The following is a 13,073-nucleotide window of genomic DNA, read 5'->3' on the forward strand; positions in this document are numbered from 1 at the left end:
CTCGCCTATTCTTCTTTGAACGATACGGCCGTGAAGTCTGCAAGTGGCTTGGTCAAGTATGACAGAGCCGTGCGCTGACCTGTCTGGATCATGGCGTTCGCTTGCATACCGGGCGTCAGCTCGGTGCCGACGCGCTCTTTCTCCTGCTCAGTCAGCTCGACGACAGCGCGGTAATACGGCGCGATGCCATCCTGTTCGACCAGGACATCAGCCGACACGGTCTTCAGAGTGCCTCTGACTTCGGGCGTACGAGACGCATTGAGCGAGGGAAAGCGTATCCGCACAGAATCCCCATTCTGCACCCGGTCGATTTCGCTTGGGGATATTCGGACGATCATCACCAACTCCTCGTCATCCGGGACGATGGATAGCAAAGGCGCGCCCGCACCAATCACGCCATTGACCGCATGCACATTCACACCAAAAACCTGCCCTGCATAAGGCGCAACAATTTCAGTACGAGCCAATTGGTCAGCCGCGTACTGGCGACGCTCCATAAGGTCTTCAATACCCAACTGGATCTCTTTCAACTGAGTCAGCACAGTCTCACGCGTATCGGTTTCCAATCTCGATATCTGCAGCTGGCCTTCCGCCATCGCCGTACGTATCTGAGCGATCTCCGCTCTATGAGATGCTTGTTGGCCAGCAAGACGTTCCTTCTCGCGCTTTAGCGCCAGCATTCGGCTCTTTGGCGCGTGCCCTCTTTCGAACAATGCCTCAAGCCCGTTAAGCTCGTCTTCAAGGATCAATATCTGTTGGGAATTCGAACTCATGAGGTCTTTCAGACCCGCAACGCGTTCACCCTGTTGATCTATTTTGTATGAGAGCAATTGGACATCGGTTTCGAGTGCTTGAGTACGCGTATCCAAGATGGCCTGCTGAGTTGCAATAACGCGCGCCACGCGTCGCTTGCCGTCCTCTAGAGTTTCCAGAAATTCGATTGTGGGGGTCCGGACAACGACGTCACGTCCCTCCCGCTCCGACAGCAACCTCGCCTCTTCTCCTGCCAGGGTGAACAATTGGGCCTCAAGGCTGGCAAGAGAGGCCGCAACACCTGAAGTATCCAGGCGGATCAGTGGCTGGCCGATTTCAACAGTATCTCCATCCGCGACCAGGATCTCCTTTACGATCCCACCTTCCAAATGCTGGACCGTCTTGTTGGCACCCGAAACCTGCACTGTACCCGGCGCGACCACCGCGCTTTCAAGTGGCACCACTGCTGACCAGATGAACAAGCCACCAAACAACACACCAACCACCACCAGGCCCTGCACCATGAGTCTACGCAGGCCGAGGTCGATCAGCGTCAGACGGTCGCTGTCCTCAAATACGATCGGACCCGTGGTCATTGCGTCTTGCCCTTCTCTATCAGCTTGATGCCGGTAGCAGACCGCTTCTGAGTTCTCAGAACCTTCGACAGAATTTCATCTCGCGGTCCGAGTGCCTGCACTTTACCCTCATGCATCAACACTATTTTGTCGACATGGCGCAGCGTGGTTGGGCGGTGTCCGATTATCACAACAGCCACCTTCTCATCCTTGAGCAGCTTGAGTGTGTCATTCAGCGCCTCATCGCCCTCATGGTCGAGATTGGCATTCGGCTCATCCAGGATCACCAGCTTGGGATCAGAGAACAAGGCGCGCGCCAACCCAATACGTTGGCGTTGACCGGCCGAAAGACGTTCGCCACCAATACCCAACTCAGTGTTATAGCCATCTGCAAAAGACTGGATCATGTCGTGGGCGTTCGCACGTTTGGCCGCAGCCACGATTTTTTCTGGGTCGGCGTTTGGACGAAGGCGGGCAATATTCTCACTGATGGTACCGGGTAAAAGTTCGACCGCCTGCGGCAAGTAGCCAAGCTGTTGTCCCAACTGGTCCGGCTGGTACTCCTTGATCTCGGCACCATCAAGTCGCACTGCGCCAAGCGCATAGGGCCAGACTCCGGTCAACACCCGGGCCAAGGTCGTCTTGCCCGAGCCACTCGCTCCGATCACACCGACAATCTCGCCCGGCTCAACCGAGAACGAAATTGCTTGAAGAAAAGGTTTTTGCTGGCCTGGCAAGGCTGCGAATACATTCTCTACCAACAGCTTTCCGGTGATGGCCGGAAGGGTCATCGGCGCTGCCTTCTGCTCGGTAGCGCCCGTTAAAGACGCAAGCCGTTTTCGCGCGGCCCTGGCACGAACAATCGAACGCCATTGCGAAACTATCTGCTCAATTGGAGTGATCGCCCGCGCGCCGATGATAGAGCCTGCGATGATCACACCTGGCGTTGCAACACCAGCAATGGCGAGCACGGCGCCCGCACCAAGCAAGGCGGATTGCAAAAACATCCGGAAAGCACGTGTGGCGGCGGCGGCGGTATTGATTGTGTCAGATGCTCGAATAGCTGTGGCATCCGCTTCGGTGGTGGCATCAACCCATTTGTCACGGACAGTCTTTTGCATACCCAGCGCGTGAACCGATTCAGAACTGCGCCACGCATTCTGGGCGAAGACAGCGCCCGTATTACTGACTTCACCAGAGGTGAGCAACGAGGCTTCGCTTGCCTTTTGAGTATATAGAGCCAGCGCAAAAATCACGGCTGAACCAATCAGGGCCAGTACACCGAGCGTCCAGTGCATGAGGAAGAGGATCAAAAAATAGAGTGGCGCCAGTGGCAGGTCAAAAGCCGCCTTGACCGTCGGGCCAGCCATGAATTGCCGAAGTTCCGCCAGGTCTTTCATTGCCCGACCGTCCTTGGCACCTGAATCCTGGAGTGACCGACGATGAATGGCATCGAAAACCAAAGGGGCCATTTCGCGCTCAATCCGGGCAGCCACATGAACCAGCATCGAAGACCGGATCGCATCAATAAGCGCGTATCCAATGAACAATACGGCGATTAAAGCTGTAAGCGCGATCAGCGTTTGCAGGGAACCACTGACCAGCACCCGGTCGTAAACCTGCAGCATGTAAAGCGGACCTGCCAGCATCAACACATTAAGGGCAACACTGAAGCCCCCGACTGCGAGAATAGCCCTGCGGGATTTCCGCGCCGTCTCGATCAGGGTTTCTTCATGACCCAACTGGTTCGGTCTTTGATTGGACACGCATCCACCTCTTCCGTGCGAGACGTCGTCACGTCAGCGCTCTATCAAGCAGACATGCACCGTCTCGCTGATCTTGTGCCCACCGGTTCGCACGAATGCGCGAGTTTCCAGGCACTATTCACCATACATGGAATTTGGTTGAATCTCTATTTACCAAGCCTTTGAAAACAACGACTTCTCGGAGATGTTACTTAATTTTTACGCTGTCGGAGTTCGTGAACTCACGCGCGCGCCGGCCTGTCTTGCAAGATTCCCGATGACGTGAAGCGTTGCCAATGGTGAAATCACCAGAGCTCTGATGGCTTTGGCTGGATTTCTTTCGCGAACAGCCTCGATCATTGTCCACCAGGCCAGCTCTCTTTCCGAGTATCTCAAGTGACCCAGAAGCGCGCGCCGGTCCGTACGCGTCAGGCTCGGATAATTCAGCATTTCCCGACTGATTTCAACCAAGCGCTGATGATCCCTGCCCGACTGGGAATGGGAAGCTGATCCTCTCCGGCGAACAAGGTAATAGCCCTCGGGATCGACAAGATCCGCCTTGGCACCTGACATCAGTAACCGCGTATACAATTCAAAGTCTTCGCCGAACCTCAACTGGTCTCTGTAAGGTCGCGAGGCGTCGCCAAGACAGCGCCGATTGATCAGGGGCTTGATGAAGCCGAGTTCCGACCGCTCAATGTCTACATCGTAGGATTGTTTGACGAACAACTCAGTCGTCAACCGGACGGCCCCTTCCGGCTTATCGGGCCACAAGACACGCTCGACCTCTTCCGGAGTGTCCTCGGAACTCATCAGGAGATTGTCTGCCACCCAGTCGAGATCTCTCGCGCGCGCTTCGTCCAGCAGGCCGGCAATGCGCGTCGGCAACATGAAATCATCACTATCGAGCGGCGTGAACCAGGCCGCATCTGTTTGCCGTATCGCGCAATTTCGAGCGGCCGACGGCCCGGAATTCTGAGCCTGCTGGACAAATGTAAGATTTGGAATTGTCCGCGCCATTCGCTTGGCGATCTCTGGTCCCTCGTCTGAAGAACAATCGTCCACGACGATCACCTCAACCGCAACAGTGTCCGGAACCTTCTGTTCGACGGCACTACGAATGGCACGTTCAATATTGGGGGCGTCATTGTAGAGGGGAATAACAATCGCAATCTTGTTTTCATCAAGCATTGGTCTTGCCTCCATATCTAAACCCTTGAAAATCTTCAGTGTCCGAATAGATTTTCATGACACTTTCCGGAGATTCGCGATCGCCATCTTCCGGTCCCCCTTCAGCAGCATTACCATAGACGACATGCCGCGCTTCGCCATTGCGGGGGCCGCAATCAAAAGGCCTGCGACGTAGAGCGCTATTCCGAGCCCGATGATCGCCGCAACCCTGGTGAGGTCGGACCAGTCATCAGGAAGGTGGCCAGCGGCCCACCATATCCCGCCGCCCATTACGAGTGCGGCAATTAAAACCGACGACCCCGCAAGAATTTGACGGGTGATAGGGAATTTCACAGCACGGTAAACGGCCCAACTGCTGAGGAACCAGCCGAGGAACTTCTGGAAAGCCAAGGCGATCATTACGGCCTCCAAACTCACCCGCGATGCGAAAGGCAGCATCACCAGGAGAACCAGCAGCGCGAAAACACTGACCTTCAGCAAAAGGCCCGGTCGTCCGACACCGCGAAGCACCCCGCCATTGAACGCGGAAGACGGAAGGCGAATACCCATCAACATGGAAATCTGAATCGCGATGATCGCATCATTCCACTGGTCACCAAACACAACCGGCACAATGACCGGAGCGGCAGCGGCGGCACCGATGAATGCCGGATACGCAATAAATCCGGCGAGCCAGATCGCGGTAGACATCGTCTTGTAGAGCGTCGGAAGATCGTTCTGAGTTTTCGACGCTACCGGGAATGCAACTGCACCAAACGGCGACACGAGCGCCTGCATCGCCTGATTCTGTATCCGCATGGCAAGATTGAACATACCGAGCGCCGCCGGCCCGAGAAACAAACCCACAAACAATCGCGGCAGACCCAAATCCCCTGCTGCTACCAGCCTCAATCCGATTGATGCCATCTTGAATCGGAGCAAGGACTTGAACTCGATCAGATTTGTCCGGAAAGACGGCCACCATTTGGCAAAATACAGGAAAGCCAGCATCCTCGCGAAACGACGGGACATTTCCATCGCGACCAGCGCCCAGGCATTCTGAAACAGGATCGCGCAACTTACGCCGACAATTGCGCCAACGATGTAACCCACGACATCCACAATGGTGATTTCGCGAAACTGCATATGTCGCTGTAGCAAGGCAGCTGGAACCGCACTCAGCGCGCCCATGAACAGAACCAACGACATGACCCGCAGGTAGTCGACCAAGGGCGGCACATCAAAGAGCACCGCAATGTAGGGAGCACTGAGTTGGATCAGTCCAAAAAACAGGGCTGCGAAGCACAGCGAGGACAGAAAGACTGAGTTGGAATGTTCTGTTTTCAAATCGGTCCTCTGAATGAGAACCTCGTTGAGACTGTCGCTCGAAAAGACTTCCGGGATGACAAGTACAATCAAAAGAAACCCGTAGACGCCAAAATCCTCTGGCGTGAGCAACCGAGCGACCACAACAAGCGACACCAGACCGCTCAGCAAGCCCAACCACTTACTGAAAGCTACCCAGATGGCGGCTTTGCCAGCAGACCTCATCAGGCCTTGCGATGGGCTCGAGGGAATTTCGTCGGAAGAAATGGCTGCTGTTCCCATGGAAGCTGAACGCACTCAAAAGCTGGATTCGGCTTTTAACCTTGCAAGGATGGTGCCTGAAAGGGCAGATTTTACCAATTGCAGTACCGGCGAGCGGTAAGATTACTGTCCTGCAATGCTCAACAAACGATAGAAAATTCCTAGAGAATTCAGCTATCTGCGCAGATGGTTAATATACCGGTCGCCCATTGCAGCCTGTTGGTGTTTCGTCAGCCTGCTCAAATCCCCAGTAACGGCGGGATACCGTCCCAAACCAACCACATTGATGCCGGATTCGACGTCGAGACTGAGTCAATGATTATGGGTGAAATCACGTGTCGGTTTAAGTCACCTTTAATAGTTGGTCGCCAAAAAAGAAGTATGCGCAATGCGAATTCGTCTCTGGCAAGGAATACATCCATGATGCATCTGGCTGCAGAGCCCACCACAATTCGCCACTATCAGAGCGACGTCCAGACCGATATCGAGAATTTCGGCAAATGGCCCGTCTGGCTGCGCATCACGTTGATCGTTGGTCTTAGCGCTTCGCTGTGGGCAGGTATCATTTTCGCCATCGGCGCCCTGTTGTAATACAGCCCCTAAAAAGTGGTTACCTGATCGCTACGCCTTGGCGTAGCCCGGACTGGAACTCAGGTACACGGGCGCCTTCCCTACGTATGTGCGACGCACCGGCGATAGTGTCGCCAAGGCGCCAAGATACAGCAAGTTAAGGGGGGTGTTGAAACTCGCCCACGCCAAAGACTCCGTAAACGTCGAAATGAATACGATCGCGCCGAAGACGAGCAGCGCAGACATCTCCAAAGACGAATCCCGGAAGAACTGCATTAGCAGACGATAACCGCACCACGCCCACATCAACAGGTAAAGTCCGAGACCGATGTATCCGAGATGCACGCGCACTTCGAGATACGCATTGTGGAAGGTCAGCTTTGTCCCGTATGGCTTGAAATCCATTTCATTGATCGATTGTGCCGCGCCATTTGACGGGTTCCAAAATCCCTCAAGCCCCAAACCGATAATTGGGTGCTCTTCCGCTGCCAAGCGCCCAGCAGACCAGATATGAGTTCGCCCAGTGAAAGTCGTATCCTTACCTAGCGCGCCCAGGAAGTCCGCCACATAGTCTTGGTGAGTCTGGTTCAGCACAATCATGGCGCCTATCAAAAACACGCTGACGCCAGCAATGAATATGATGGATCGCAAGTGGCGCACCTTGCTAATGGATTGCCACGCGAACTTGACTAGAAACAGGCCGATGATCCCGACACCGGCAAACACGAGTGCCGTTGCCGACGGCGCCCGTAGCATAAAGATCAAAGCTACTGGGAAAATGAGCGCGGCCAATAGCCGTGTCCAAGGCCATGACTTTTCATTCAACAATGTCATGAAGCTGAGCAATGCGACGAACAACATTTGCTGGGCGAAATAGTTCTTTTGCGGATACGGCCCGCCGGAGGGCATTGAATCATAGAATGGAATACACACAATGATCGCCATCACACCTGCGAAGAACATGCATCGCAGGATAGTGGTGATATCAAATCGCGTAATGATAATGACAGCGACCAGAGGGGTTAGAAGGTAAAGTGCGCCGCTCCGGATGGCTGCCCCCATATAGGGTGACCACAGAATCGAAATGAAACCGAATATCGGCAGGAGGAAAAGAGGCCACGCCTTGAGCACGATCGGAATGACCTGCTCCTTATGCAAGGCGAGAAGCCACAGAAACCACAAAACCATCAGATAGCGTAGTGGAGTTTCAAGCGGCAGTGGCACGAATGAATTCAGGAACCAAACCGAGATAAGCGCTTGCTCCCAGTATGGGATTTTCCGCGGCTCCTCATAGACTTTGGCCATGACAAGAGATGAATCGCGGTCAGTCGGAATACGACTTACAATGTTCATGCGACAGCCTCCTGGCCAAGACTGGTCGAGATCATGTCGCGCATGAATCCAGCCGGCTGTACGAACAGGTCTTCTGGCAAGCTTGCAAGACGCATGGCGTAAGCGGCAATCTCCCGGCGATCTGTCAACAAATGTCCCACCAGTTTCGACAGCGAGCGCTCAAGGGGCTCCTCAATCACGAACCCGCAGTCATTCCGTGCGATCCAGGCCGCTGTCTCTGTACCGGCCGGCGCGATCGAGGGCGTCGCATAATAGCCTCCCTCATAGATCCGGTTCGGCAACAGCCAGACCGAATTGTACCCAGCCTCCATGAAGTCCCCTGCCCAGACCACATCCAGCGAGGCATAAATGCTGGATAGATCCTCTGGTGACCGGAACTTTCCAAAGAAGGTCATGTTTGGTCGACGCTCAATCTCGGGTTCGAACACAGGAATTTCGGTGCGTGCCGGGATTCCATGTAGCCGAATTTCCAATGTATCGGGATACGCGTCAGCCAGAGCGCATAGCAGGTCCAGCGAACGCTGGCACCGCAACATGCCGACCCAGCCGAGTACAAGTTTTCGGTCTTCCAGAATCTCCACCGGGAGCGCAGTCTCCGGCCGTGGGCCAAAGTTACTGTCAGCACTCAAACGGTTCTCTACGACATAGGCCGTGAAGTCGCCCCCGTAGTGAAGTTCGAAATGGTTCCGCAAGAAGCCGGGAGAACTCACAACAAGCGCCCGTGTCCGCTTCAGCAGAGCGCGTTCGAGGCCACGAAATATCCGACCCACAAAATCGGAGCGCGTCAGCAAGCGATGCACATCGAGGCTCTCGTAGATGACGGGCGTCTTCAGTCCTGTATGGCGCTTTGCCAGAAACGCACACGCCAGCATGTCGAGATTTCGCGCATATATGACGTCAGCTGCAGCTAATAACTCACGTTGCTCAGCCGCCTTCCGCGCGCCAGCAAACACCTGCTTGATCCGCTGGAGGAAGGCGCCATCACGCGTCTTGCCAAGATCGACATTTTTCCATTCCGGAGAAACATCACGGCGGCGCATCATGAAGCCAACAACATCCATTCCATCGCCGACGAACGACTTCACACGTCGGCGCACAGCGGCATCTGCCGCATCATGTCCGAAGAATGCAATTGTCGTCATCGCTCGATCCAATTCAGGCTAAGCGAAGCGATCATCGCATGATCGCTCCGTCTCACACCTTAGTTTGCGTCAACTTTTTCAGGAGACTCTGTGCTGTGCTCCGCGAGGCTCGGCGGGGTCTGGATCGCTGTAGGGCGAATTTCGCCCTTCTTGGGCTTGTTCGGATCCCGGCGCATGAAGCTGAACAGAGAAGGCTTCGTCTCCATTTGATAGTACTTACGATAGGCATCATATCCTGCACCCGGGTCGCTGTAGTGGCGGCGGCGGTTGAGGTTCACCATGTTTAGCGTAACACCCAGCAGGTCGGCCTTGAAGGATCGCAAGAGTGCCAACGACTGACGCGCTGCTGAGCGGTTCGTGTGACGCCAGCGCACAACCAGAATGGCCTTGTCCGTCTTGCCTGCAACAACCCGCGCCTCAGCCATCAGCAGCAGTGGCCCCGTATCGATCAGGATGAGATCGTACATGGAGCGCAAGCGAACCAGAAGATCGTCAAAGGCGCGCGTCCCGAACACGTCATGTGGCGTATGGCCCGTAAGAGACAGCGGCAGAATATCCAGCATGCTCTTGGGGTCCTTGGAGATCGCATCAGAAAGCTGTCCTGCGCCGAAGAGATACTCAATGAAACCGATCTCAGGCTTCAAGCCAGCCGCATCAGTCAACTGGCGGCGGCGGAAATCGCCATCAATGACCAGTGTCCGCGCACCCGACATGGCCGACATACGACCGAGCGCGAGCGTCAGGCTTGTCTTGCCTTCATCCGGCAGGGACGAAGTGATCGCTACGGTCTTCGTTTCGCTGTCCAAGTCCGAGAAAGCGATTGCTGCTCGCAGATAGCGAATACTTTCGGCAAACGCTGATAACGGGTTTTCTATGAGATAATCGGCAGGATTGGTTTGAGCGAAGCCAAGGGCATTGCCGGTGCGGATCAGTGGCACCGTGCCGAGAGCATTCTGAGCAAGCTTCTTTTCAATGTCTTCCGAAGACGAAATCTTCATATCGAACATTTCGGCCATGATGGCGAGAGCGCCACCGAGCAAACAGCCAAGTATCGCACCAATCAAGAGGTTCAGTGTGGTACGAGGTGAACTTGGAAACTTTGGCACCGATGCATTGGACAGGATCACGGCATCCGGCTGGACAAGACCATCCTGCTCCCGGGTCTCCTTGGATCGCGCAATGAACTCTTCATACAATACGCGGCTGGTTTCAGCATCGCGCTCAAGCTCGCGCAGGCGCACCATTGCGAGGCTGTTGCCGCGGAGCTTGGAGTTCGAGTTGCTGATTTGTGACTGGAGCCGGCTAACCTGGTCCTGACGAACACGAACTTCGTTTTCGAGATTAGTGGCGATCCGGGTCATTTCGTTCTGGATCTGACGCTCGATATCCGCCTGTTCAGCGCGCGCACCAATCAGTTCAGGGTGCTGCGGCCCGAGACGGGTTTCGAGGTCACCCACCCGGCCGCGGACAGTAGAGAGCTGTTGTTTCAAGCTCGTGATAAGAGGAGATTCCAGAACTTCGGAAATCCCATCCACGCCAGCGCCGCTATTGATCTGCCGGCGCATACTGTCAAAGCGTGACCGGACACGGTTCAGCTCGACTTCAGCCTGTGTTTTCTGCGTGGTCAGATAGGCAATGTTCTGCTCGGTGAGCGTGTTACCCATCGCCGTTTCCATGTCGTTGTCGGCAATGAATTTGGCAACGCGGTTTTCCTTTTCCTCAACTTCCTCACGAAGGGCAAACACACGATCAGACAACCATTCGGTAGCGCGCCGTGTGGCGTCCAGCTTCGTTTCAAGCTGTTGAACCCGATACTGATCTGCGATGGCATTGGCGAGACGGGCAGATGTTTCTGGCGAGGTGCTCGTGACCTCAACGTTGATAAGATAGGTGGTGCCGATACGCGAAACACCAACACGCCCCATCAACGTGCCGACGACGCTATCCAGAATGGCGCTCTCGCGCTCATCGACACTCATGCCTTCAAACGGGTCGACCACGCGCGTATCCATGCCGACCAGTGATTTGACCTGGTTCTTCAGCTTGCCCAGTGCGCTGGTCTTTCGCTCGCGCAGTGTCCAGTTGAACTCAGGATCCTCGATGAGCTTCTGTTTGACGGCAACCTTCGTCAGAAGTGACTTTGACTTCATGATCATGACTTCGGTGTCGATCACCGCCGTGCTGACCGCCAAACCACTGAGAACACTGCCCAGGTCGATCACGTTTTGCTGCTCAGTATCCAGCTGGACCACAGAACTCGATTGGTAGAGCGGCGTCTGGTTGAACGTCATGTACGCGACCAGCGTGAAGACCGAGAGGAAGCTCAGCGCAATCAGCCAGAAGCGCCGGTACACAGCCCCCAACAGCGACTTCAGATCTGTCGGCATGTTGTTGCCTTCGGTCTCCGCTTCTGCGGGAACCTGGGACGGAAGTTCAAAACTGAATGTCTTGGTCAAGATAATATACCGCGCGTTGGGGTTGGAAGCTTTCAGGCGACCGGCCGGATGGTCGGTCGCCTGGTATGGAAATTAAGGGTGGATACGAACCGAAATACCGAGAAGGTTCGCAGAGAAGCTCTCATCGGCCGCAAACGCCGTACCACTCCGGTCACGATCAACGCGACGTGCGAAGGCGTTCAGGTGCACCCGCTTGTTCATTTTGTACGTACCGATCACACCGAATTCGGTGATGTCGTCATCCCTGTCGGTCTCATCGTATTCATAGCTGGTGAGCTCGCCATATCCTGACAGGATGATATTGCGGTACAGTTCGTGATCAACACGAGCGCCTAGCGTCGTTTGAATGGAGCTCGCGCTGGTCCGAATGCCGCTATCGACTGTTCGGCGTGCACCATTGAAGCTCACAGTGGTGAGACGGGTCGGGAACCATTCTACATTCGCATCGACGGCCAGACCGTCAGTGTCTTCGTAGAAAGTGTCATCCTTTTCTTCGCTCAGGTAGCCAATGGCCACGTCACCGCGGATCAACGTGTTCAGTTCGAAGTCCACACCACCGTAAACAGTGTAGGAATCTGAATCCCTGGACCGTTCCGCACCATCGACGACGATCAGATTATCGTACTCACGCTGTTGGATCATGCCTTGGCCAAAAACAGCCACGTTCGGCGAAATCGCATAGCTGAGGCGCGAATTGAAGAGCGTGTCAGACCGGTCACGGAAGTCCTGATCGATCGGCGTGCCGTCAAGGGAGACCGTGTCGTCATAGTCGACTTCCGCAAATGTCACAGAGTTCGTCCAGCGAATACGGTCATTTGTATAATTGGCACTCAGCTCGACGCCTGCGCGGGTATACTCGATCGGCTCGCCCAGTCCGGATGTGTTCGATGCGTCGGACCGCTGATCCGTAGATTGCTGGTAGAAGACAGCGCCGCCAAGTGCGACGTCGCGCGTGACGTCCAGACGGCCCCGCAGCCGCGTATTGACGTCATTGGCTGACTGGTCACTGAAATCCTGGTACTCGTCACGGCTGACAGACACGGAAGCGGCCACTTCGTGCACGCTCCAGTTTGTACGAGCCGCAATATCAGCACCGATGCGGGCGATAACATCAGATTCTTCGTTGTCGCTCGTTCCCAACGCATTGTCGGTATAACCAAGGCCAGCGAACAGACTGGAATTTACCGTAAATGCTCCGAGCCGGATCGGCTCCGGATCATATTCGGGCTGACGGCGGTCTGTAACCGCCTCATACTTGTCCCGACTGTAATAGTCGCTCGACTGCGCATACGCCGTCCCAGACATCGCCGCAATCAGAGCGCCTGTCGCGACTCCTGCAAGGCTAACCCGCTTAGTATACAACATTTCCACCTCTTCCCTGGATTATGTATTCCGGTTGCTCGAACCGCCATGTTTACCAAAGGTCCCAAAGCAAGACCCATACCACTTTTCTTACAAAGAGTGAGGGCTTCATAGGGGAATACGGTGTCAGTCAAGTAATCAAAGTTAGGCAAATTCGAGCGAATTATTGGAAGGTTTCAGCGGCCCGCAAGACCGAGAGGCGGATTGTCGGCAATAATTTCTCAATTAATCAAGACATAAGAAGAGGCCCGGGACGCTGTCTTTGCGTCCCGGGCCGTCTCGTCAGACTAATTCGGCAGAATATTAATTATTAAAAAGCCCGTAGGCCCAATATTCAGCCTGCACAGTTACTGGACTCTG

Annotated in this window: 9 protein-coding genes; 1 reads left to right on the forward strand and 8 read right to left on the reverse strand. The window is 54.9% G+C overall.

Annotated features, from left to right (window positions below; genetic code table 11):
* Positions 1-5 precede the first annotated feature (5 nt).
* The 4 genes from B3527_RS02835 to B3527_RS02850 all read right to left on the reverse strand — a co-directional run bounded on the left by B3527_RS02835 (position 6) and on the right by B3527_RS02850 (position 5,851).
* Positions 6-1,349 (reverse strand): HlyD family type I secretion periplasmic adaptor subunit, encoded by a 1,344-nt coding sequence (locus B3527_RS02835; protein WP_290479609.1) that lies wholly within the window; start codon positions 1,347-1,349, stop codon positions 6-8.
* The gene (locus tag B3527_RS02840; RefSeq protein WP_290479610.1) at positions 1,346-3,094 is read right to left on the reverse strand and encodes a type I secretion system permease/ATPase; all 1,749 of its coding nucleotides are present in this window, start codon (positions 3,092-3,094) and stop codon (positions 1,346-1,348) included. Before B3527_RS02840 ends, B3527_RS02835 begins: the two co-directional genes overlap by 4 nt.
* Before the next feature lie 198 nt (positions 3,095-3,292).
* A complete protein-coding gene (locus tag B3527_RS02845) occupies positions 3,293-4,264 on the reverse strand; it encodes a glycosyltransferase family 2 protein (protein WP_290479611.1) in 972 nt (323 codons plus the stop codon).
* 54 nt (positions 4,265-4,318) lie between these two features.
* A complete protein-coding gene (locus tag B3527_RS02850) occupies positions 4,319-5,851 on the reverse strand; it encodes a lipopolysaccharide biosynthesis protein (RefSeq protein WP_290479612.1) in 1,533 nt (510 codons plus the stop codon).
* Positions 5,852-6,250: 399 nt separating this feature from the next.
* On the opposite strand from B3527_RS02850, the gene B3527_RS02855 reads away from it, so the two are divergent.
* Complete coding sequence (locus B3527_RS02855) at positions 6,251-6,421, forward strand: hypothetical protein (RefSeq protein ID WP_156947807.1); 171 nt, start codon at positions 6,251-6,253, stop codon at positions 6,419-6,421.
* A gap of 30 nt (positions 6,422-6,451) precedes the next feature.
* Here the strand turns inward: B3527_RS02855 and B3527_RS02860 are convergent, their stop codons facing one another.
* The 4 genes from B3527_RS02860 to B3527_RS02875 form a co-directional block, all read right to left on the reverse strand.
* A complete protein-coding gene (locus B3527_RS02860) occupies positions 6,452-7,753 on the reverse strand; it encodes an O-antigen ligase family protein (RefSeq protein WP_290488422.1) in 1,302 nt (433 codons plus the stop codon).
* Positions 7,750-8,895 carry a hypothetical protein gene (locus B3527_RS02865; RefSeq protein ID WP_290479615.1) on the reverse strand — a complete coding sequence of 382 codons (1,146 nt, stop codon included), beginning with the start codon at positions 8,893-8,895 and terminating at the stop codon, positions 7,750-7,752. Before B3527_RS02865 ends, B3527_RS02860 begins: the two co-directional genes overlap by 4 nt.
* A gap of 59 nt (positions 8,896-8,954) precedes the next feature.
* Positions 8,955-11,351: a GumC family protein gene (locus B3527_RS02870; RefSeq protein WP_290479616.1), complete on the reverse strand. Its 2,397-nt coding sequence runs from the start codon at positions 11,349-11,351 to the stop codon at positions 8,955-8,957.
* Positions 11,352-11,423: 72 nt separating this feature from the next.
* Positions 11,424-12,716 (reverse strand): outer membrane beta-barrel protein, encoded by a 1,293-nt coding sequence (locus tag B3527_RS02875; protein WP_290479617.1) that lies wholly within the window; start codon positions 12,714-12,716, stop codon positions 11,424-11,426.
* Positions 12,717-13,073 lie beyond the last annotated feature (357 nt).

Source organism: Hyphomonas sp. UBA4505 (genome assembly GCF_002388685.1).
Lineage (GTDB): Bacteria > Pseudomonadota > Alphaproteobacteria > Caulobacterales > Hyphomonadaceae > Hyphomonas.